Genomic DNA, 21,979 nt, shown 5'->3' on the forward strand with positions numbered 1-21,979 from the left:
TTGGATGGCGGCCCTCATGCCGTCAAGACGAATGCGGCGGCCGGGCTTTTCAAGGGGGAGGGGGTGTGGATTACGCGGATAGGCGGCGCCCCGCTGCCGGGGGCGCCGCCGTCGTGCTTAGTTCGACTTGCCGAGATAGTCGAGCTTGCCGATGTCGACGCCGTTGTGACGCAGGATGTCGTACGCAGTCGTGACGTGGAAGTAGAAGTTGGGCATCACGAAGTAGAGCAGGTAGCTCGAGCCGGTGAACTCGATCGGGCCGGAGCGCATCTTGAGGACGATGTTGCGCTCCTCGCTGCCGTCGACCTGCGCGGGCGTGAATTCCTTCAGATACGCGATGGTCTTGTCGAGGCGTTCGCACAGCTCGTCGAATGTCACTTCGACGTCTTCGAATTTGGGCGCATCTACGCCGGCGAGACGGGCCACGCAGCCCTTCGCCGTGTCGGTGGCGATGTGCACCTGCCGGTTCAGCGGCAGCATGTCCGGAAAGAGGCGGGCGCTTACGAACGCCGCTTGGTCGATCTGCTTTTCGGCGGCGTGTGCCTGGGCTTTGCCGAGGATGGTCTTCAGATTGGTCAGGCCGCGGACGAGCACGGGCACCGATGCTTGGTACATGGACAGGGTCATGGAGGGTTCCTCGAGTTCTTCGATGGGCGCGCGCGACGTGCGCCGCAGGTGCCGCCTGTAACGCGGCGGTGGCGGACAAAAACCGCCGCCAGCATGATATGCCGAAAGCGGCTCGGCGCGCCGGCTTCCAAATCGGCCGCGATGATTCGTCCAACGGATATCGAGGCCGCGCGACGCGTGTTGCGGTGCGTTTCTCGCGCCGCACAAGAATAGGTGGTGCGGCATCGTGTATCCCGGAACTGCGCACGAGCGCTATTGTCGGAGCTTTGGCGTAGTCCTCGAATAGGAGCGTCAGACCATGGCAAAACATCCACTGGCCGGCAGTGAACGAGCGGTAGCGGAAGGATCGAAATGTTTGGGGCAGTGCGACCCAGGCGAAGAGATTCAAGTGGTAGTGATGCTGCGCCGCCAATCGGAAGCGGCGTTGCAGCAGCTACTGGGAGAAATCGGCAAGGGTTCGGAGGTCGCGCCGCTCGCGCGCGATGCGTTCTCGCAACGCTTCGGCGCCGCGGCCGAAGATATCGCCAAGGTGCGCGACTTTGCGGCGCAACATGGGCTCGCGGTCGTGCGCGCGAGTTCGGCCGAAAGCACGGTCGTGCTGTCGGGCACCATCGCTCAATTCCAGGCGGCGTTCGACGTCAAGCTCGAGCGCTACGAACACCACACGATCGGCCACTATCGCGGCCGCACCGGCGCCATCAACCTGCCGGACGAGCTGCACGGCGTCGTCACCGCCGTCCTCGGGCTCGACAACCGGCCGCAGGCGCGCACGCATTTTCGGATTCGCCCTCGTTTTCAGCCGGCGCAAGCGGCGGCGGAATCGTTTACACCGCTGCAGATCGCGTCGCTCTACGACTTCCCGGCCGGCAATGGCAGCGGTCAGTGCATCGGCATCATCGAACTCGGCGGCGGCTATAGCAGCAGCGACCTGCAATCGTATTTCTCGACCCTCGGCGTGCCGCTGCCCAAGGTGGTGCCGGTGTCCGTCGACAGCGGCAGCAATGCGCCAAGCGGCGACCCGAACGGTCCCGACGGCGAAGTGACGCTCGACATCGAAATCGCCGGGGCGATCGCGCCGGCTGCGACGATCGCCGTCTATTTCTCGACCAACAGCGACGCCGGTTTTATCGACGCCGTCAACCAAGCGGTGCACGATACGACGAACCGTCCGTCGGTCATCTCGATCAGCTGGGGCGGACCGGAATCGGGGTGGACGCAGCAGTCGGCGCAGGCATTCAACAGCGTGCTGCAAGCGGCCGCGGCGGTCGGCGTGACGGTCTGCGCGGCGTCGGGCGACAGCGGATCGAGCGAAGGTGTCGGCGACGGCGCCGATCATGTGGATTTTCCCGCGTCGAGCCCGTATGTGCTCGCTTGCGGCGGCACGCGCATCAGCGCCTCGGGCGACGCGATCAAGAGTGAAGTCGTGTGGAACGACGGCGCCTCCGGCGGCGCATCGGGCGGCGGCGTGAGCACGCTGTTCGCGCTGCCGTCGTGGCAGGAAGGGCTCGCGGTGACGCGCACGAAGGGCGGCGCGTCGCCGCTTGCCAATCGCGGCGTGCCCGACGTCGCAGGCGACGCCTCGCCGGATTCCGGTTTCGTCGTGCTGGTCGACGGCAGCCAGTCAGTGGTCGGCGGCACGAGCGCGGTCGCGCCGCTCTGGGCCGCGCTCATTGCGCGCATCAACGCGGCGAAGGGCACGCCGGCCGGCTTCGTTAACCCGAAGCTCTATCAGGCGACAAGCGCGTTCAACGACATTACAAAGGGCAACAACGGCAGTTTCAAGGCATCGCCCGGCTGGGATGCCTGCACCGGCCTCGGCAGTCCCAACGGCCAGAAGGTGGCCGCGGCGCTTTAGTTGGCATTTAGTTGGCAAGGGAAGTCAGCAGGAGCAGTCAGTTCGTCAAAGCCTAAACACTGAAACGACGCCAGACGTCGCTAACGAAATCGATGGAGCGGTCATGATGAATACCGATTCAGGTTCCGGCAGCACGCAATCGCAACACTCGCCTCATAACTCCCATGCCTCGCCCACGCCAGGGGTGGTGTCGATGGCGCATGCACTCGGCGCGGCCGACGGCGACCAGCCTTTCTTCGATCCGGTCGCCTACGGCAACGGCCCCAACGATTCCGTCACGGATACGACCGAAGGCGCGGCCGTTACGCACCATTCGGTCGTGATCGGCGGGCGCCAGATCGCCTACACGGCGACGGCGGGGCACCTCGTCACCGTCGACGAAAGCAGCTCGCAGCCGAACGCGAAGATGTTCTACGTCGCGTTCACCGAAGACAACCAGCAGGAAGAGACGCGGCCTGTCACGTTCTTCTATAACGGCGGGCCGGGCTCGTCGGCGGTGTTCGTGCTGCTCGGCTCGTTCGCGCCGCGCCGCATCAAGACCGCGATGCCGAGCTTCACGCCGCCCGCGCCGTACCAGATGGAGGACAACCCCGACAGCCTGCTCGACAAGAGCGATCTCGTCTTCATCAACCCGGTCGGCACGGGCTATTCGGCGGCGGTCGCGCCAAACAAGAACATCAACTTCTGGGGCACCGATCCGGACGCGGTCTCGATCAAGCAGTTCATCAAGCGGTTCCTGACCAAGAACAACCGCTGGAACTCGCCGAAGTTCCTGTTCGGCGAGTCATACGGCACGGCGCGCAGCTGCGTGCTCGCGTACCTGCTGCATGAGGACGGCGTCGATTTGAACGGCGTCACGCTGCAATCGTCGATCCTCGACTACACGCAGGCGGGCAACCCGGTAGGCGCGCTGCCGACCGCCGCCGCCGATGCGTGGTACCACAAGAAGCTGGGCGTCTCGCCGACCCCGGCCAGCCTCGGCGATTTCGCCGAAGAGGTCGCGCAGTTCGCGCGCAGCGACTATCTGCAAGCGCTGCAGAAATTCCCGCAGACCGACGACGCCACCGTCGAAAAGCTGAGCGAATTCACGGGCATCGACAAGACGACGCTGATCGCGTGGAGCCTCGACATCGCCGGCTACGACAGCCGCGGCAACTCGCTGTTCCTGACGACGCTGCTCAAGTCGAAGGGGCAGGCGCTCGGCGCGTACGACGGCCGCGTGACCGGCATCGAGACGGGCATCGCGGGCAAGATCGATCCGAACTCGGGCGGCAACGACCCGACGATGACGGCGGTCACGGGCGTCTACACGGCGATGTGGAATTCGTACCTGAACGAGCAGCTGAAGTACACGTCGAACTCGGCGTTCACCGATCTGAACAACCAGGCGTTCCAGAACTGGAATTTCAGCCATATCGATCCGACCGGTGCGCAAAAGGGCGTCGACGCGCAGGGCAACGTGATTCTCTACACAGCGGGTGACTTGGCGGCGGTGATGGCGTTGAACGTCGACTTGAAGGTGCTGTCGGCGAACGGCTTCTACGACTTCGTCACGCCGTTCTATCAGACGGTGATCGATCTGCAGAAGATGCCGCTGATCGAGCAGCAGGTGCGCGCGAACTTGTCGGCGCGGTTTTATCCGTCGGGGCATATGGTGTATCTCGACGGCAATTCGCGCACGGCGTTGAAGGCGGATCTCGCGAAGATGTACGACGCGGCGACGGCCAACGAACCGGCGATGGGGCGCATTCGCGCATTGCAGCAGCGGCATAAGGCTTGACGCTTCAGGGCCGCGGTGCTGAAGGAGGCGGGGCTGGCCGAATCTCTTGGCTCAGCCCCGCCGGCGTTTGGAGCGGCGCGCGGCAAGCGCATGAGGCCGCTAATCGCCTGACTGCGCGGCGGGTGTTTCTCCAAGGGGGCTCCGATTAGCAAGGCCGATCAAACTCGCAGCTCGTGCTGCGGATATAAAACAGTCATGCCTTCGCCTGGAACCAGAACCCCATGAATCCCGTTGGACGCGCACTGTGGTTTATCGAAAGTCACTTTTCCAGCGACATCTCGCTTGACGACATCGCAAGCGCCGGGTGCGTGTCGCGCTTTCATCTGTCGCGGGCCTTCGGCGTCGCGACGGGACATTCGATCATGCGATACGTGCGCGCTCGCCGGCTGAGCGTCGCGGCGAAGTCGCTGTCGAACGGCGCGCCGGACATCCTCTCCGTCGCGCTCGAAGCGGGCTACGGTTCTCACGAGGCATTCACGCGTGCGTTTCGCGAGCAGTTCGGGCTCACGCCCGAGCAGGTTCGCGCACAACGCCGGATCGATAACCTTGAACTCGTGGAGCCGATCAAAATGGACGATGACCTCATCACCCAGCTGGAACCGCCGCGTTACGAAGACGCGAAGGCATTGCTGATCGCCGGACTAGGCGAGCGCTACACCTGCGAGACGGCCGCCGGCATTCCGGCGCTGTGGCAGCGCTTTTCGCCGCATATCGGCAATGTGCCGGGCCAGGTCGGAAACATGGCATACGGTGTGTGCTGCAACGGCGACGGCACCGGCAATTTCGATTACATCTGCGGCGTCGAAGTCTCTGACTTCGGGCGGCTGCCGGCAGAGTTTGCGCGGGTACGGATTGCGGCGCAGCGTTATGCGGTGTTTTCTCATCGCGGGCATATCTCGACGATTCGGCGCACCTGGAACACGATTTTGAGCCAGTGGCTTCCGGATTCGGAATTCAAGGCCGCCGACGCGCCGGACTTCGAGCGCTATGACGAGCGGTTCGATCCGAAGACGGGGAACGGGGTGGTGGAGATTTGGGTGCCGGTCAAAAGTTGATTCGAGGCGATACCGCGCCGGCTAGCCGAGCACCGCCGATTGAGCGCTCACGACCGCGCCAGCAACACCCCCGCCAGCGCCACGCCAAATCCGGCGATCTGCACGAGCGACAGCGTTTCGCCAAACCCCGCATAGCCTTCTAGCGCCGCCAGCGGCGGCGCTAGAAACAGCAGCGCGGTGGCGCGCGACGCGTCGCCGCGCCGCACCATCCACATCAAAAGCGTCACGCTGACGCCCGACAGCATCACGATCCCCCAGGCGACCGATATCCAAAGTGTGGTCGACGGTATCCAATGTTTTTCATGCAATGCCAAAGCAAGCACGCCGGCGACGAGTGCCGCGCCGAAGTTCTGCACCGCGCCGGCGCTGCGGATATCGGCCTTCGCGAGCGATGTCTTTTGAAACAGCGTCCCCGCCGTAATCGCGACGACCGCCAGAATCGATATCGCGACGACGAGCCACGACGGCGCGTGACCTTGCTGCACCGGCGAAGCGGCGGCGAACTTCGGCGCCAGCACGAGCGCCACGCCGGCAAGCCCTAGCGCCATGCCGCTCCAGCCGCGCGCCGACAGGCGCTCGCCGAAGAGCGGCGCGGCCAGCGCGGCGGTCATGAGCGGCTGCAGTGCGCCGAGCAGCGCCATCACGCCGGCGCTCAAGCCTTGCGCGACGGCCCAATAACCGGCCCCGAGATAGACGCCCTGCAGCAACGCCCCGGCAAGCACATGCTTGCCGAGCGCACGTCCGCGCGGCCACGCCACGCCTGCCGCCCAAGCGGCGAGCGCGAACAGCACCGCCGTGCCGCCGAAGCGGCAAAGCAGAAACAGATTGGGATCGGCGTAAGGCTTGATCGCGCGGGCGACGACGAATCCGGTCGACCAGAGCAAAACGAAAACAGCGGCTAAGAAGGTGGCGAGCATTGCGAATCGGCGTCGGCATCGAGGCAAAAAGACGAGCCGAAGTATTGCGCGTGCGGCGCAACACGTCTTGTTCGAGACTGCAACGCGTGACGACCGGGAAAACCCGCGTTTGTGCCGAGCCATTCGTGCGGCTTAATCATGAATGGCGCACCGTGCCAAGACGGTGCGCGCGCCGGTGCTCCGACATCTGTCGAGCACAAAGTTGGTGCTTGATCCGTGCGTAAGCACCGGCGGCAGTTAAAGCGGCAGGACGCCTCTTGGCGACCCGCGAGTGCATCGCGCGCACGCAGCAGGTGCGCCCGGCGCTTTGTTGCGCTGCGCGATACGCAAGGCGGGCGGAAGACCCTGTCTTCGGCATGGAAGTTGCGTCTGCCGCTATCGACGCCTGGTTGCCTCGGCGTCGCGACATCAGCCGCACATGGCGATCTACGGCTTGGTTGCGACGCAACGAGTGAGCGGTCCAGCAGTATCGGACTGCATGAGCGATGTTCCGATCGGGCGCGAACTACGCTGCGAGCCGCAGCGCATTTTCGCTGGAAGTCTGCTTGTCGCCTTGCCACGCCGGCAGGCGAGGAGCGTTGGCTCCGGCGGATCGGCGGTTCGATCGGAAGAACGCGAAGCGACGGATTGCGGGTGCAACCGGGCGGCACATTGGGCACGCACAACAAACGGGTACCGCTTATGACGCAAGCATTCTTCAACGAGATGTTCGAGCGCTGCGAGATCGAGGCCTGCGGCGCGGCCGCCGCGGCGTTTCTGACCAGCGGCGAGCCTCGCGCGCATTACCGCCAGTTGCTCAGCTGGATGCAAAGCCAGAGCGAGCAGCAGATCCGCGACAAGCGAGCCGAAGCCGACCTGATCTTCCGCCGCGTCGGCATTACGTTCGCGGTATACGGTGCACAAGATGAAAGCGGCGTCGGCACCGAGCGGACCATCCCGTTCGACGTGATCCCGCGTATCTTTCCCGCCGACGAGTGGGCCGGGCTCGAGCGCGGCCTGCGGCAGCGCGTCAATGCGCTGAATCAGTTCATCCACGACATCTATCACGAGCAGAACATCGTGCGCGCGGGTGTGGTGCCGGCCGACCAGATCGTCGGCAACGCGCAATATCGTCCGGAGATGCAGGGCGTGTCGGTCGCGCGCGATATCTATGCCCATATCGCCGGCATCGACATCGTGCGCGCGGGCGCCGGCGAATTCTACGTGCTCGAAGACAATCTGCGCGTGCCGTCGGGTGTTTCCTACATGCTCGAAAACCGCAAGATGATGATGCGGCTCTTTCCGGAGCTGTTCGCACGCAACCGGGTGGCGCCCGTCGCGCACTACCCGGACCTGCTGCTCGACACGTTGCGCGCCGCGGCGCCGCAAGACGTCGACAACCCGACCATCGTCGTGCTGACCCCCGGCATGTACAACTCCGCTTACTTCGAGCACGCGTTTCTCGCGCAGCAGATGGGCATCGAACTGGTCGAAGGGCAGGACCTGTTCGTCGAAAACGATTACGTGTACATGCGGACCACGCAGGGCCCGCAGCGCGTCGACGTGATCTACCGGCGCGTCGACGACGACTTTCTCGATCCCGCCGTCTTTCGCGCCGATTCGGCGCTCGGCGCGGTGGGCCTGATGTCCGCTTATCGCGCGGGCAACGTGACGTTGTGCAACGCGGTGGGCACGGGCGTCGCCGACGACAAGTCGATCTACCCGTACGTGCCCGACATGGTGCGCTTCTATCTCGGCGAGGAGCCGATCCTCAACAACGTGCCGACGTGGATGTGCCGCAAGCCCGACGACCTCAAGTACGTGCTCGACCATCTTCCGGAGCTGGTCGTGAAGGAGACGCACGGCGCGGGCGGCTACGGGATGCTCGTCGGTCCCGCGTCGACCCAGGCCCAGATCGAGGAATTTCGCGCGGTGCTCGTCGCCCATCCCGAGAAGTACATCGCGCAGCCGACGCTCGCGCTCTCCACGTGCCCGACCTACGTTGAAGCGGGCATCGCGCCGCGCCATATCGATTTGCGTCCGTTCGTGCTGTCCGGGCACGACGTGAAGATGGTGCCGGGCGGTCTCACGCGCGTCGCGCTGCGCGAGGGCTCGCTCGTCGTGAATTCGTCGCAGGGCGGGGGCACGAAGGACACCTGGGTGCTGGAGCGCTGATCGAAGCCAGTCGAATACGCCGAACAAGCCAAAGACGAACCAAGCTTATTGGGAGCTGCCATGCTGAGCCGCACTGCCGACCACCTCTTCTGGATGGCGCGCTACATCGAGCGCGCCGAAAACACCGCGCGGATGCTCGACGCGAACTACCAGCTCTCGCTCCTGCCGCAATCGGACGAGTTCGCGAAGTCCGGCTGGCGCGCGATGCTGTCGATCTCCGAGCTCTCGGGCGCCTACGCCGCCGAGCACGCGAACCTGACGAGCCGCGACGTGATCGCCTTCATGGCCCGCGATAAAAACAATTTGTCGTCGATCGTGAGCTGCCTGCGCGCCGCGCGCGAAAACGCGCGCGCCGTGCGCGGCTCGATCACGACGGAGCTGTGGGAAAGCCTGAACACCACCTGGCTCGAATGCCAGAAGCTGCTCGCGGACGGCATTCTCGAGCGTGATCCGGCCGAGTTCTTCGAATGGGTCAAGTTCCGCTCGCATCTGGCGCGCGGCGTGCAGACCGGCACGATGGTGCGCGACGAATCGTACTATTTCATGCGCCTCGGCACCGTCATCGAGCGCGCGGACAATACGGCGCGCATTCTCGACGTGAAGTTCGAAATGCGCGAACAGACGGGCACGCCCGGCGGCACGCAGTCGCTCGATTATTACCACTGGACGGCGTTGCTGCGCTCGGTATCGGGCTTCGAGGTGTATCGCAAGGTCTATCGCGACGTGATCACGCCGGAGCGCGTCGCGGGCCTCCTGATCCTTTTCACGGACTGGCCGCGCTCGCTCGCGGCGAGCCTCGACGAGGTGCGCGAGATCCTTGGCCGCGTGCGCAACGCGCGTTCCGCGCAGACCGAGCGGATGGCCGAGCAGCTGTTCGGCGACGTGCGGCGCGGGCGCATCGGCGAGATTCTCTCGAGCGGCCTGCACGCGTATCTCACCGAGTTTCTCGCGCGCGTGAACGACTTGGCGTGCTGCATCAGCCGCGATTTCCTGGTGCCGCTGGTGCCGACGGAGCCCGAGAGCATCGCGGCGTGAGCGCGTGGTCCGGGTCGCAGCCAGGCATTGCTTGGCTAACTCTTGGGAGCCGAAGTGAGGATCACGCGATGCACGAAGCGCAGCTTGTCGACGACGGGGGGCGGCAGCGTGAACGGGTAGCCGTCGGGCATGCCGAGGCTGCGGTTCAGGCTGTTCAGCACGTAGGTGAGCGGAAACCAGCGCGCCATCAGGCTATCGAAGCCGGCGTCCTCGACGGGCGTCTGGTCGGTCAGCGTCGGCTCGTGCGGGCTGTCGGGCAAGAGCGCGAGTCCGCACGAAACGGCTGTGTCGAGCGTATCGACGATGTGCAGGTAGTGCGCCCACGTCTCCGCCCAGTCTTCCCACGGATGCATCGTCGCGTAGGCGCTGATGTGCGACTGCGCCCAGTCCGCGGGCGGGCCGTTCTTGTAGTAGGTGTCGAGCGCCGCTGCGTAGTCGGCGGTCTCGTCGCCGAAGCGGCGGCGAAAGAGCGGCAGCCAGCGCGTTTGGCCCACCAGGCGGTCGAAGAAGTAGTGGCCGGTTTCGTGGCGGAAGTGGCCGAGGAGCGTGCGGTACGGCTCGCCGAGCGACGAGCGGGTGTGCTCGCGATAGGCGTCGTCGGCTTCCGCGGCGTTCAGCGTGACGACGCCGCGATGGTGGCCCGTCATCACGACGTCGTCGTCCCCGGTGCTCTGGAGGAAGTCGAATTGCAAGCCGCCCTCGGGGTTTTCGGCGCGCGATTCGAGCTTGAGCCCGAGCGCCATCAGCGTGTAAAGCAGGCGCCGTTTCGCCGTTTCAAGCCGGTACCAATAGACGCGGTTTTCCGGAAGGTCCAGGTTCGGAATCGTGCCGTTGAACTGGCACGAGCGGCACAGCGTGTCGGGCGCATCGGCGGGGATCATCCAGTTGCAGACGTTTTCGACCGCGTAGTTGCCGCACTGGCGGAACAGCGCGGCTTCGGCGCCGGGATGCAGGCTGCGCCAGAGGCCGTCGCCCGCGTCTTCGAACGCGCTGATCTCGCCGACTTCGGGGACGTAGCCGAGCAGCGCGTTGCAGCGCTCGCAGAGCACGTTCTCGAAGAACACCAGTTGTTGGCAGCGGTTGCAGTGGAAGGTTTTCATCGCGTTGTGGCTGGTTTCGTTGCGTGCGCGTGAACGGCAGCGATGGCGTTGAGCGGCAACGCCGTCGCGCGTTGCCTGATGTTGCCTCGCGCCGTGCTGCAAACTTTATGCCGTGCCGCGCGCCCGTGTCACGCGTTTCACTCGGAGCGCGCGCAAGAATACAGCTTTGTCCATTGGTTCATTCGGTTCTATCGGTTCAACCCGTTCACGATCTAGTCAGGAGCCCTGTGTGTCTATTCGAGTCGCGCTGAATCACGTCACGCATTATCGCTATGACCGCCTGGCCGCGCTGTCGCCGCAAGTCGTCCGCTTGCGGCCCGCGCCGCACTGCCGCACGCCGATCGCCTCGTATTCGATGCGCGTGGAGCCTGCGCAGCACTTTATCAACTGGCAGCAAGATGCGTTCGCCAACTATCAGGCGCGGCTCGTGTTTCCCGAGAAGACGCGCGAATTCAAGGTGACGGTCGACCTCGTCGCCGAGATGGCGGTCTACAACCCGTTCGATTTCTTCCTCGAACCGGACGCCGAGCGCTTTCCGTTCGTCTACTCGGACGATCTCGTTCACGAACTTGCGCCGTACCGCGTGAAGCGCGAGCCGACGCCGCGCTTCGCCGAGTTTGTCGCGAGCATCGACCGCACGCCGATGAAGACCATCGACTTCCTGGTCGAACTGAACCAGCGGCTGCAGCGCGAGATCAGCTATCTGATCCGGATGGAGCCCGGCGTGCAGACGCCGGAACGGACGCTCGAGCTGCGCTCGGGCTCGTGCCGCGACACCGGGTGGCTGCTCGTCGAAACGCTGCGTCAGCTCGGGCTGGCGGCGCGCTTCGTGTCCGGCTATTTGCTGCAGCTCGCGCCCGACACGAAGTCGCTCGACGGCCCGAGCGGAACCGAAGTCGACTTCACTGATCTGCACGCGTGGTGCGAGGTCTATCTGCCGGGCGCGGGCTGGATCGGCTTCGATCCGACCTCCGGCCTGCTGGCGGGCGAAGGGCATATCCCCGTCGCGTGCACGCCGGAGCCGGGCAGCGCCGCGCCGATTTCAGGGGCCGTCGACGAATGCGAGGTGGAGTTCTCGCATGCGATGTCGATCGTGCGCGTGCTCGAAACGCCGCGCGTGACCAAGCCCTATACCGAGGAAGACTGGGCGGACGTCGTGAAGATGGGCGCGCACGTCGACTCGCAACTGCTCGAGGACGACGTGCGCCTGACGATGGGCGGCGAGCCGACCTTCGTCGCGGTGCGCGACCGCGACGCGGCCGAGTGGAACACCGACGCGCTCGGTCCGACCAAGCGCGGCTACGCGGTCGCGCTGATGAGCAAGCTGCGCGAGCGTTACGGCACGAACGGGTTTTTGCATACCGGGCAGGGGAAGTGGTATCCCGGCGAGCAGTTGCCGCGCTGGGCGATGTCGCTTTATTGGCGAGCCGATGGCGAGCCGTGCTGGCACGATCCCAAGCTCTTCGCCGACGAGCGCGAACCGGGCGTCCATACGTCGTCGGACGCCGAGCGCTTCATCCGGCACGTCGCGGCCAAGCTGCAAGTCGACGCGAAGCATGTGCTGCCGGGCTATGAGGATGTCTGGTACTACCTGTGGCGCGAGCGCCGTCTGCCGGTGAACGTCGATCCGTTCGACTCGCGGCTCGACGACGAGATGGAGCGCGTGCGTCTGCGCCGCGTGTTCGGCGCGGGGCTCTCGGCGGTGACGGGCTACGTGCTGCCGCTCGATCGCGCGGACGATAATCCCGCGCTGCAAGGTCCGCGCTGGGTCAGCGGGTCGTGGTTCTTCCGCGACGAGCGGATGTACCTGATTCCCGGCGATTCGCCGATGGGCTATCGGCTGCCGCTCGATGCGCTGCCTTGGGTGTCGGAGGCCGACTATCCGTATCGGCATGCGCAGGACCCGTTTGCGCCGCCGTCGCCGCTGCGCTCGGCGGCGGAATTGCGTATGCAATATGCGGTCGACGGTATACAAAATGCCGCGCCCGGGGGGCACGCAAACGGGCAGCCGTACGGCGGCGAGGGCAGCGGCGGGCGTTCAGGCGACGGCGCTTCCGGAGAGGGCCGCGGTGAACCGGCGGGCGCCGACACGCAGCGCGTCCCCGCGCGCGGCGAATCGGCCGCATGGGTTCGGCGCACGGCGCTGTGCGTCGAAGCGCGCGACCCGGCGCGCGCGGCCGGGCCCAAAGTGGAAGCCGACGCTTTCGGGCGCGGCCGCCAATTGCTGCACGTCTTCATGCCGCCGCTCGCCGCGCTCGACGACTACCTCGACCTGCTCGCGGCCGTCGAAGCCACCGCGGCCGAGCTGAACGTGAAGGTCGTGATCGAAGGCTATCCGCCGCCGCGCGACCCGCGCCTCAAGGTGCTGCAGGTGACGCCCGATCCGGGCGTGATCGAAGTGAACATCCATCCGGCGTCGAACTGGGACGAGCTCGTCGACCACACGGAATACCTGTACCAATCGGCCCATGAGTCTTATCTGTCGACCGAGAAGTTCATGCTCGACGGCCGCCACTGCGGCACGGGCGGCGGCAATCACTTCGTGCTGGGCGGCGCGACGCCGGCCGACAGCCCGTTCCTGCGCCGGCCCGATTTGCTCGCGAGCCTGATTGCGTATTGGCACAACCATCCGTCGCTGTCGTATCTGTTCTCGGGGCTCTTCATCGGACCGACGAGCCAGGCGCCGCGCGTCGACGAGGCGCGCAACGACCAGGTCTACGAACTGGAAGTCGCATTCCGCGAGCTGCAGCGCCAGCTCGACCTGCTCGGCGGGATCGACGGAAGCGGCGAAAGCAACGGCGGCCGGATTCCCCCGTGGCTCATCGACCGCTCTCTGCGCAACATCCTGATCGACGTGACCGGCAATACGCATCGCGCCGAGTTCTGCATCGACAAGCTCTATTCGCCCGACGGCCCCACGGGCCGCCTCGGTCTGCTCGAATTGCGCGGTTTCGAAATGCCGCCGCACGCGCGCATGAGTCTCGTGCAGCAACTGCTGCTGCGCGCGCTCGTCGCGCGTTTCTGGCGCACGCCGTACACGACGCGGCTCACGCGCTGGGGCACGGAACTGCACGACCGCTTCCTGCTGGGCACCTTCGTGCAGATGGATTTCGACGACGTGCTGGACGATTTGCGCGAAGCCGGCTTCTCGTTCGAGCGCAATTGGTTTGCGCCGCATTTCGAGTTCCGCTTCCCGCTCGTCGGCGAGCTTGATACGGGCGGCATCTCGATGACGGTGCGCAACGCGCTGGAACCGTGGCACGTGATGGGCGAGGAGGGCGCGGCGGGCACCACGGTGCGCTACGTCGATTCGTCGGTCGAGCGGCTCGAAGTGCGCGTGCTCGGCGCGAACGACAATCGCCACATCGTGACCGTCAACGGCGCGCCGCTGCCGCTGCAGCCGACGGGGCGCGTCAGCGAATCGGTCGCCGGCGTGCGGTTCCGCGCGTGGTCGCAGCCGTCCGCCTTGCATCCGACGATCGGCGTGCACGCGCCGCTGACGTTCGACCTCGTCGATACCTGGACCGGCCGCTCGCTCGGCGGATGCCAGTATCATGTCGCTCATCCTGGCGGCCGCAATTATCAGACCTTTCCCGTCAACGCTTACGAAGCCGAAAGCCGGCGTCGCGCGCGCTTCTTCACGACCGGGCATACGCCCGGATCGCTCGACGTGAAGGTGCCCGATCGTGCGCTGGAGTTCCCGTTCACGCTGGATTTGCGTCATCGTTGAGTGGAAGGCAGCGAAGCGGGCCGCCGTGCTTTTGAACGACTAGAACCGATACGACCTTGTCTTTTCAACCGACCTTGCCCTTCGACGCCACGACGCTCCATGCGGACGCCGTGGCGCGTCTTCGTGCCTTGCCGGTGCGCGACGGGCATTGGGACGAGCTGCGCGACGCGTCGGGCCTGTTGCGCGAGCCGTGGCGGCATTTCTTCGAGCTGCTCGGCGACGAAGGCGTGGCCGGGCTCGATCAGGCGCGCGCGTCGGTCGCGCAGCAGGTGCGCGACAACGACATTAGCTACAACGTTTATGTCGACAAGGGCGAGCCGCGTCCGTGGTCGCTCGATCTGCTGCCGTACCTGATCGACGACGCCGAGTGGGCCGTGATCGAGCGCGGCGTCGCGCAGCGCGCGCATTTGCTCAACGCGATCGTCGCCGACATCTACGGCCCGCAGACGCTGCTGTCGCATGGCCTGTTGCCGCCTGCGCTGGTGTTCGGGCACGCGGGCTATCTGCGCGCGGTGAAGGGCTTCACGCCGCCGGGCGGACGCTATTTGCAGATCGTCGCGGTCGAGCTCGTGCGCGCGCCCGACGGCCAGTGGACGGTGATGTCCCATCGCACGGAGGCGCCATCGGGCCTCGGTTACGCGCTAGAAAACCGGCTGATCGTTTCGAGCCTGTTTGCGGAGCCGTTTCGTGCGATGCACGTGAGCCGGCTCGCCGCGACGTACTCGCAACTGATGGCGACGCTCGCGGACGCAGCCCGCACGACGATGCGCGGCGGCGACCCGGGCGATTCGCCGCACATCGTGCTGCTCACGCCCGGCCCGTTCAGCGAGACCTACTTCGAGCATGCCTTCCTCGCGCGCTATCTCGGCATCACGCTCGTCGAAGGCAAGGACCTGACGGTGCGTGACGACATGCTGTATCTCAAGACCTTCACCGGGCTCGAGCGCGTGCACGCCGTGCTGCGGCGACTCGACGATACGTTCTGCGATCCGGTTGAATTGCGTGCCGATTCGACGATCGGCGTGCCCGGTCTCCTGCAAGTGATGCGCGCGGGCAACGTAATGGTGTCGAACGTGCCCGGCGCCGGCTTTGCCGAATCCGCGGCGCTGCACGGCTTCATGCCGGCCATCGCGCAGGCGTTCTTGAACGAGCCGCTCGCGCTGCCGAGCGTCGCGACCTGGTGGTGCGGCGAGGACGCCGCGCGCGAGGCCGCGTTCGCCCAGCTCGACGAAGCGTTTCTGCTGCCGACTTGGCCCGCGCCGCAGCCCGGCGGCCCGCCCGGCATGGCGCAGGGGCGGCAGCGGCTCGCGGCTTGGCGCGAGCGCATCGAGCGTTCGCCCGATGTCTACACGATCCAAGCGCCGCTGCCGTATTCCTATACGCCGCGCTACGAGGAGGGCACGCTCGCGGGACGGCCCGCCGTGTTGCGCGCCTACGCGATCGCCGATTCCATCGGCGGCTGGCACGTGATGCCCGGCGGTTTCACGCGCTTGGCCGCCGCGCGGCAGGCGAGCGCGTCGATGCAGTTCGGCGGGAGCAGCGTCGATACCTGGGTGCTGTCGAGCCAGCCCAGTTCGACGTTCACCCTCTTGCCATCGCCGATGGCGCCCGGCGATCTCGCGCGCAAGCATCATCGGATCGTGTCGAGCCGCGCCGCGGAGAACCTCTTCTGGTCGGGCCGTTACGGCGAGCGCGCGGAAAACAGCGTGCGCCTGTGCCGCTTGATCCTCGGTTCGCTCGAAAGCACCGACGACGAATCGACGCTTGCCACGCTGACCGATCTCGCGACACGCTTCGGCCTGCTGCCGAACGACGACGCGCCTGAAAAGCTCACGCCGAGCGCGTTCGAGCGCGCGCTCATCGCGGGCCTCAGCGAACACGCGAGTGCGTCCGGCATCGGCTACAACCTCGCAAGCCAGGCGCGCGCGGGCGGCGAAGTGCGCGCGAGGCTGTCGACCGACCACTGGCGCACGATCCTCGCGTCGCGCAACAACTTTCGCGATGCGCTCGCGCGCTTCACGCAGACGGGCAACGGTGCGCGCTACGATCGCGTCGCATTGACGGATGCGCTCGAACATCTCGCAACGCAGCTCTCGGCGATCAGCGGCGCGCAGGGCGACCGCATGACCCGCGACGAAGCGTGGCGCCTGCTCTTCGCAGGGCGGCATATCGAACGCGTGTGGGCGATGTCGACGCTCCTGCGCGTCGTCGCCACGCACGGACGGCTCGCGCGCCCGGAAAGTTTCGATCTGCTGCTGCAGATGTTCGACAGCACGCTCACGTATCGATCGCTCTATCCCGGCCGCTTCGAGGTGCCCGCGCTGCTCGATCTATTGGTTGTGGATACAACCAATCCGCGCGGGCTCTATGGCGTCTACGCGCGGCTGTGCAAGAAGCTCGACGAGATCGCGGAAGCGGCGGGCAGCACCTGGCGGCTGCCGTTCGCCGAATTGATGCCGAGCGTCGACACGCTGCCGACGCTCGAACGCCTGTGCGCGACCGATGCGGACGGCGCCTACCCCGAGCTCTGCGACGTATGCGATCAGCTCGGCATGTATGTCGCGGCGGCGTCCAACGAGATCAGCGCGCGCTACTTCAGCCACGCGAACACGTTTGTCGCGCAGGTGTCGCCATGACGGCCGCCCGTACCGTGCTGTCGGTCTCGCACCGCACGACTTACCGCTACTCCACCTTCGTCGAGACTGCGCAGCATCTCGCGACGATCCGTCCGTTGTCCTGCGCGTGGCAGCACGTGATGTTGCACGAGGAGAAGATCGAGCCGAAGCCGTCGTACCAGACGAGCCGCGTCGACGCATTCGGCAACGATGTCCTGTACTTTTCGCTCGACGCGCCGCACGACAGCCTGCATATGACGAGCGAAACCATGGTGCATCTGTTGCCGCGCTGGGCCTCGCTCGACGCGGAGAAGACACCTGCGTGGGAGCAGGTCGCCGAACGGCTGCGCTATCGCGCGGGCGCGGCGTTTCATCCGGAGTCGGAGTTCTGCTTCGCGTCGCCGAATATCCTGCCGCGCGCCGAGTGGCGCGCATACGCGCTGCCGAGCTTCGCGCCGGGCACACCGGTGGTGGCCGGCGCGATCGACCTGATGCACCGCATTCACGCGGATTTTGAATACCAGCCGTCGGCGACGGCATTCGATACGCCGGCCTCGCGCGCGTTCGAGCTGCGCCGCGGCGTGTGCCAGGATTTTGCGCAAGTGATGATCGGATGCCTCCGTTCGCTTGGGCTTCCGGCGCGCTACGTGAGCGGCTATCTGCGCAACGATCCCGCACCGGGGCAGCCGAAGCTGATCGGCGCGGATGCATCGCATGCGTGGGTATCGGTGTTTTGCCCGGAGAGCGGCTGGGTCGATCTCGATCCGACCAACGACGTGCTCGCCGATCTCGATCACGTGACGCTCGCGACGGGGCGCGACTACAGCGACGTATCGCTATTGCGCGGGATGATTCTCGGCGGCGGGCAGCATCAGGTGGAAGTGGCGGTGAGCGTGCTGGCGCTTGGAGCGTGACCGGGCGCTAGTGCGTCAGCCAAACCGCCCCGGCGCCAAGCAACCCCCCGCACACCACACATGCCCATACCAGCACGCGCGTGCGCCGGTATTCGCGCTGTAATTCATGCGCCCACGCAACCGTATCGAATGACGAACGATGCCGATCGTGATGCTGTTGCAGCCGCCGCATCACGAGCTGCGGCAGCCGCGGCACGATGTGCGCGAGATGCGGCAGCTCTTGCGACAGGCGCTTGATCCAGCCGCGGTGATCGAGGTCCTTGCGCGCGATCTCGCCGAGCACCTCTTTTGCGATGCGCCACGTATCGACGCCCGGATGCAGCGTGCGTGCGAGCGCTTCGGCTTGCGCAAGCGAATATTGCGCCGCGACGAGCCGTGGCGACACCTCGCCGTCGAACGCATGCGCCGCGCCCAACAGGTGCTGCAAGAGGCCGCTTGCCGAGCGTTCTTGCACATCCGCGGCGAAGTGCGCCTCGCTGCGCCTGCGCAGCTCCGCCTCGAGCACTTCGGTGCGTGTGGTGTGCGGCACGTGGCCGGCGTCGCGATGCATGTCGGCGATGCGTGCGTAGTCCTGCTCGAATAGCGCAGTCGCGCCATGCACGAAAAACTCGCGCTCGGGCGCCGACAGGCTCGACATGATCGAAAAATCCACCAGCACGAGGCGGCCGAGCGTAGCGGGCTCGATACTCACGCGCACGCGCCGCGCGTCGAGCGCCGCGTGAAAGAAGCCGTGCTCGAACGCTTGCTGCGCGATGACTTCGACGATATGCGCCGCGAGCCGCGCGACGTTCACATGATGCGCATGCAGGCCGTCGATATCGGTGGCGGCGAGCGTATCGATGCGCTGTGTGACGAGCGTGCTCGGTGTGACGAGGTCCCAGATGACGTCCGGCACGACGAGCCGCGCATCGCCTTCGAAATGACGGCCCGATTGCGAGAGATTGGCCGCTTCGGCACGGGGGTCGAAGCGGCGCAGGATGTCGGCCGCGAACGATTCGGCGAGCGCGTGCACCTTCAGTTTGCGCGCGGCCGGCGAAAACTTCTCGATCAAACGCGCGGCCCAGCAGAGCAGCGCGGCCTCGTCGCCGATCTGCTGAACTTGTTGCATGCGCAACAGTTTGATCACCACGTCCTTATGGCCGCTCTCGGGTACCGCCAGCCGCGCGACGTGGATCTGTTCGGCAAAGCCGCTTTGCACAGGGACCAGGTTGATTTCGGCGAACAGGTCCGCGAGCGGCCGGCCGAACGCGCCCTTCAACGCATGCTCGGATTGCTCGGGAGACAACGGCGCTTCGAGACGGCTGACGGCGTCGATTGCGTCGTGCAGCGTGTGCGTGGCGAGTTCGGGATGCTCGCCGAGGCTTTCCGCGAACGCGCTCGCAAGCGGGCCCAATTGCGGCAGCGCGCGATGCAGGCTCGAGCGAGCGCCGCCGGCCTCGTGCATGCCTTTGACGAGGGTCGCGAACCAATGAAGCTTGTGGTCCTGCGGCGCCGCAAGCCAAAGAAGGCGCGCACCATAACGCAGGATGCAAAAGAGCAGCGACAGCCGACGAAACAAAGTCCTCATGAACGGGGCGGGGTGAGGCAAGCAGGGCGGGCAGGTCGCTTAGGTTAGCAGGGATGCACGGCAATGGGGAGCGTCGCTTGGTTTTCGGGCCAGAAGTCAATTGCGTCCGCTGTGGATGTAAGGATTGTCCTACAGGCTAAAACGTGCGCACGTAATACAATACGCGCGCTTACATTCGACTTTACGCGCCGTTTCAGGTGCTTTCAGGCCGCCATTCGCGATGCTCGCAGAACAACGACACCAATACATCCTGTCGCAATTGACGAAGACCGGCGCGCTGTCGGTGGCTGAACTTGTCCAGGCGCTCAACGTTTCGCGCGAGACGATCCGGCGAGATCTCAACGCACTCGCCGAGCGCGGCCTCATCATGACGACGCACGGCGGCGCGCTTGCCGCGGACCGCCGCGAGCCGAGCCTCGAAGCGCGCGAAGCCGCCAACGCCGCGGCCAAGCGTGCAATCGGCGCGCGTGCGGCCGAGCTGGTGCCGGACGGCGCCGCGCTGATCATCGATTCGGGCACGACGACGCACGGAGTGGCGCGCGCGCTCGCCGATCGCCATCAGCTCACGGTCTACACGAACGACTGGCGCATCGCGCAAGTGCTCGCGCGCCGCAACGGCAACCGCGTGACGCTGCTCGGCGGCGAGCTGTCGGACGACGAGGACGCGACCTTCGGGCTCGACACGGTGCAGCAGCTGGCTCAGTACCACGTCGATTTCGCGTTCGTCGGCGCAGGCGGCGTCTCGGCCGAGGCTTATTTGACGGACTACACGCGGATGGCCGCGGAAGTGCGCAGCCGCATGATCGCGTCGGCGAGCGTCGCGGTGGTCGTCGCCGATCATTCGAAGTTCGGCCGCGTGACGCCCGTGCGGATCAACGGCTTCGAAAACGTCCGCTATCTCGTAACGGAACTCGCGCCCGATCGCGCGCTGCGCAAGGCGCTGGCGGCGCGCGGACCGGAGCTGCTGATCGCGTGACGCGGCTTGAGCGGCGCATCGGCCCATGCATGATGTAGCCGTCGCAATCCATCATCAATGCGCGCCGCTCGCATCCCCGCCGCCGCCTTTGCCGGGCCGCGTTATCCAGATCAGCGGGATGATCACGAGGAAGATGATCGCCGAGATGTAGAAAATATCGTTGAGGCCCATCATCGCCGCTTGCGTGTTCACCGTGAAATCGAACAGCGCGTGGGCGGTCTGGTCGTTCACGTTCAAGAGCGATTGCGTCGAGCTCATTTGCTGAGCGAACACCGGATTGGTGGCCGTCGCCTGCTCGGTCAGCCGCGCGTGATGCAGGATCGTGCGGTTGTTCCACTCGTTGCTGGCAATCGACGTTCCCACTGCCCCGCAGAACACCCGTACGAAGTTCGATAGACCCGCCGCCGCGGGCACCTTGTGCGGAGGCTGTCCGGCGAGGATGATCGCCGTCAGCGGCACGAAGAAGAGCGCCATCGGAATGCCTTGCAGCAGGGTGGGCAGCACCAGGTGCCAGGTGTCGATCTCGATCACGTAGTTCGAGCGCATCCAGAACACGATGGCAAAGCCGATGAACGCGAGCGTCGCGATGATGCGGGCGTCGGAGCGCGGCAGCACGCGTCCCATCACCGGCGCGAGGATCACGGCGAACACGCCGAGCGGCGCGGTGACGAGCCCGGCGTCGACCGAGCGATAGTTCAGATACTCCTGCATCCACTGCGGCAGCAGCACCAGATTGCCGAAGAACACGCCGTAGGCCACCGAGATCGCGATCGTGCCGCCCATGAAATTGCGCTGCGAGAAGAGCCGCAGATCGACGATCGGATGCTCCTCGGTCAGCTCCCACACGAGAAAGAACGCAAAGCAGATGAGCGCCGTGATGCCGAGCCCGACGATGAATGGCGACGAGAACCAGTCGAGATCCTTGCCTTTGTCGAGCATGATCTGCAGCGACGCGACCCACGCGATCAGCAGCCCGAGGCCGACGACGTCGATCGGCGGCTGCTTGGTCGGGCTCTCGCGCTTGCGGTAGATGGCCCAGGTCGTGAAGGCCGCGAAGATGCCGACCGGAATGTTGATATAGAAGATCCACGACCAGCTGTAGCTATCGGTGATCCAACCGCCGAGCGCGGGGCCCGCAATCGGGCCGACGGTGGCGGTCATCGCCCAAAGCGAGAGCGCGACTGACGATTTTTCCTTCGGATACGAGCCGAGCAGGATCGCCTGCGAGAGCGGGATCAGCGGCCCGGCGACCGCACCTTGCAGCACGCGCGACGCGAGCAGAAACGGCAGGTTCGGCGCGACGCCGCACATCCACGACGACAGCACGAACATCAGGATCGCGCCGACGAAGAGCTTCACCTGGCCGATGCGCTGCGTGAGCCAGCCGGTCAGCGGAATCGCAACGGCATTGGCCGCGGCGAACACGGTGATGACCCAGGTGCCTTCGTCGACCGATACGCCCAGATCGCCGGAGATGGTCGGAATCGCGACGTTGGCGATCGACGTATCGAGCACGTTCATGAACGTCGCGAGCGCGACGGCAAAGGTGGCGAGCGCGAGCTGGGCGCCCTCGAGCGGCGGTGGCGGCGCGGCGGGGGCTGCGGGCGCGGCGGATGAGGCGGAGGCAGGGCTGCTCAATCGATTCTCCATTTCG

The 21,979-nt window shown here is 65.8% G+C and carries 14 protein-coding genes; 9 read left to right on the top strand and 5 right to left on the bottom strand.

All coding sequences use genetic code 11. The features are described 5' to 3' along the window. Positions 1-117: 117 nt before the first annotated feature. Positions 118-627: a DUF1993 domain-containing protein gene (locus tag FAZ95_RS29765; RefSeq protein ID WP_137336024.1), complete on the bottom strand. Its 510-nt coding sequence runs from the start codon at positions 625-627 to the stop codon at positions 118-120. Positions 628-925: 298 nt separating this feature from the next. On the opposite strand from FAZ95_RS29765, the gene FAZ95_RS29770 reads away from it, so the two are divergent. The 3 genes from FAZ95_RS29770 to FAZ95_RS29780 all read left to right on the top strand — a co-directional run bounded on the left by FAZ95_RS29770 (position 926) and on the right by FAZ95_RS29780 (position 5,317). Continuing rightward, positions 926-2,482 (top strand): S53 family peptidase, encoded by a 1,557-nt coding sequence (locus FAZ95_RS29770; protein WP_137336025.1) that lies wholly within the window; start codon positions 926-928, stop codon positions 2,480-2,482. A gap of 103 nt (positions 2,483-2,585) precedes the next feature. Then, positions 2,586-4,262, top strand: a complete 1,677-nt coding sequence (locus FAZ95_RS29775; protein WP_137336026.1) for a S10 family peptidase — start codon at positions 2,586-2,588, stop codon at positions 4,260-4,262. A 221-nt stretch (positions 4,263-4,483) separates the two neighbouring features. Further along, positions 4,484-5,317, top strand: coding sequence for an AraC family transcriptional regulator (locus tag FAZ95_RS29780; protein WP_137336027.1), 834 nt, complete (start codon positions 4,484-4,486; stop codon positions 5,315-5,317). A gap of 47 nt (positions 5,318-5,364) precedes the next feature. Here the strand turns inward: FAZ95_RS29780 and FAZ95_RS29785 are convergent, their stop codons facing one another. Beyond that, positions 5,365-6,234, bottom strand: coding sequence for a DMT family transporter (locus FAZ95_RS29785; protein WP_137336028.1), 870 nt, complete (start codon positions 6,232-6,234; stop codon positions 5,365-5,367). Between the two features lie 681 nt (positions 6,235-6,915). Between FAZ95_RS29785 and FAZ95_RS29790 the strand changes: the two genes are divergently transcribed. Beyond that, positions 6,916-8,388, top strand: a complete 1,473-nt coding sequence (locus FAZ95_RS29790; RefSeq protein ID WP_137336029.1) for a circularly permuted type 2 ATP-grasp protein — start codon at positions 6,916-6,918, stop codon at positions 8,386-8,388. Positions 8,389-8,448: 60 nt separating this feature from the next. After that, a complete protein-coding gene (locus FAZ95_RS29795) occupies positions 8,449-9,423 on the top strand; it encodes an alpha-E domain-containing protein (protein WP_137336030.1) in 975 nt (324 codons plus the stop codon). A gap of 35 nt (positions 9,424-9,458) precedes the next feature. Here FAZ95_RS29795 and FAZ95_RS29800 read toward each other — a convergent pair whose 3' ends face one another. After that, positions 9,459-10,523: a zinc-binding metallopeptidase family protein gene (locus tag FAZ95_RS29800; protein ID WP_137336031.1), complete on the bottom strand. Its 1,065-nt coding sequence runs from the start codon at positions 10,521-10,523 to the stop codon at positions 9,459-9,461. Positions 10,524-10,752: 229 nt separating this feature from the next. Between FAZ95_RS29800 and FAZ95_RS29805 the strand changes: the two genes are divergently transcribed. Genes FAZ95_RS29805 through FAZ95_RS29815 form a run of 3 tightly spaced genes read left to right on the top strand, consistent with a single transcriptional unit; the run spans position 10,753 to position 17,782 of the window. Continuing rightward, positions 10,753-14,253, top strand: a complete 3,501-nt coding sequence (locus FAZ95_RS29805; protein ID WP_137336032.1) for a transglutaminase family protein — start codon at positions 10,753-10,755, stop codon at positions 14,251-14,253. A gap of 56 nt (positions 14,254-14,309) precedes the next feature. Continuing rightward, positions 14,310-16,889: a circularly permuted type 2 ATP-grasp protein gene (locus FAZ95_RS29810; RefSeq protein ID WP_137336033.1), complete on the top strand. Its 2,580-nt coding sequence runs from the start codon at positions 14,310-14,312 to the stop codon at positions 16,887-16,889. After that, positions 16,886-17,782 (top strand): transglutaminase family protein, encoded by an 897-nt coding sequence (locus FAZ95_RS29815; RefSeq protein ID WP_137336034.1) that lies wholly within the window; start codon positions 16,886-16,888, stop codon positions 17,780-17,782. Before FAZ95_RS29810 ends, FAZ95_RS29815 begins: the two co-directional genes overlap by 4 nt. Positions 17,783-17,789: 7 nt before the next feature. On the opposite strand, the gene FAZ95_RS29820 is transcribed toward FAZ95_RS29815, so the two are convergent. After that, positions 17,790-19,349, bottom strand: a complete 1,560-nt coding sequence (locus FAZ95_RS29820) for an ABC1 kinase family protein (RefSeq protein WP_137336035.1) — start codon at positions 19,347-19,349, stop codon at positions 17,790-17,792. A 220-nt stretch (positions 19,350-19,569) separates the two neighbouring features. Between FAZ95_RS29820 and FAZ95_RS29825 the strand changes: the two genes are divergently transcribed. Next, positions 19,570-20,325, top strand: a complete 756-nt coding sequence (locus FAZ95_RS29825) for a DeoR/GlpR family DNA-binding transcription regulator (RefSeq protein WP_137336036.1) — start codon at positions 19,570-19,572, stop codon at positions 20,323-20,325. 54 nt (positions 20,326-20,379) lie between these two features. Here FAZ95_RS29825 and FAZ95_RS29830 read toward each other — a convergent pair whose 3' ends face one another. After that, positions 20,380-21,975 (bottom strand): DHA2 family efflux MFS transporter permease subunit, encoded by a 1,596-nt coding sequence (locus FAZ95_RS29830; RefSeq protein WP_137336037.1) that lies wholly within the window; start codon positions 21,973-21,975, stop codon positions 20,380-20,382. Positions 21,976-21,979 lie beyond the last annotated feature (4 nt).

The sequence above is a fragment of the Trinickia violacea genome (assembly GCF_005280735.1).
Classification (GTDB): domain Bacteria; phylum Pseudomonadota; class Gammaproteobacteria; order Burkholderiales; family Burkholderiaceae; genus Trinickia_A; species Trinickia_A violacea.

What these genes read in the sequence shown, in the direction of transcription:
- FAZ95_RS29765 (WP_137336024.1), bottom strand. Translation starts at nt 627, where the DNA reads ATGACCCTGTCCATGTACCAAGCATCGGTGCCCGTGCTCGTCCGCGGC.
- FAZ95_RS29770 (WP_137336025.1), top strand. Translation starts at nt 926, where the DNA reads ATGGCAAAACATCCACTGGCCGGCAGTGAACGAGCGGTAGCGGAAGGA.
- FAZ95_RS29775 (WP_137336026.1), top strand. Translation starts at nt 2,586, where the DNA reads ATGATGAATACCGATTCAGGTTCCGGCAGCACGCAATCGCAACACTCG.
- FAZ95_RS29780 (WP_137336027.1), top strand. Translation starts at nt 4,484, where the DNA reads ATGAATCCCGTTGGACGCGCACTGTGGTTTATCGAAAGTCACTTTTCC.
- FAZ95_RS29785 (WP_137336028.1), bottom strand. Translation starts at nt 6,234, where the DNA reads ATGCTCGCCACCTTCTTAGCCGCTGTTTTCGTTTTGCTCTGGTCGACC.
- FAZ95_RS29790 (WP_137336029.1), top strand. Translation starts at nt 6,916, where the DNA reads ATGACGCAAGCATTCTTCAACGAGATGTTCGAGCGCTGCGAGATCGAG.
- FAZ95_RS29795 (WP_137336030.1), top strand. Translation starts at nt 8,449, where the DNA reads ATGCTGAGCCGCACTGCCGACCACCTCTTCTGGATGGCGCGCTACATC.
- FAZ95_RS29800 (WP_137336031.1), bottom strand. Translation starts at nt 10,523, where the DNA reads ATGAAAACCTTCCACTGCAACCGCTGCCAACAACTGGTGTTCTTCGAG.
- FAZ95_RS29815 (WP_137336034.1), top strand. Translation starts at nt 16,886, where the DNA reads ATGACGGCCGCCCGTACCGTGCTGTCGGTCTCGCACCGCACGACTTAC.
- FAZ95_RS29820 (WP_137336035.1), bottom strand. Translation starts at nt 19,349, where the DNA reads ATGAGGACTTTGTTTCGTCGGCTGTCGCTGCTCTTTTGCATCCTGCGT.
- FAZ95_RS29825 (WP_137336036.1), top strand. Translation starts at nt 19,570, where the DNA reads ATGCTCGCAGAACAACGACACCAATACATCCTGTCGCAATTGACGAAG.
- FAZ95_RS29830 (WP_137336037.1), bottom strand. Translation starts at nt 21,975, where the DNA reads ATGGAGAATCGATTGAGCAGCCCTGCCTCCGCCTCATCCGCCGCGCCC.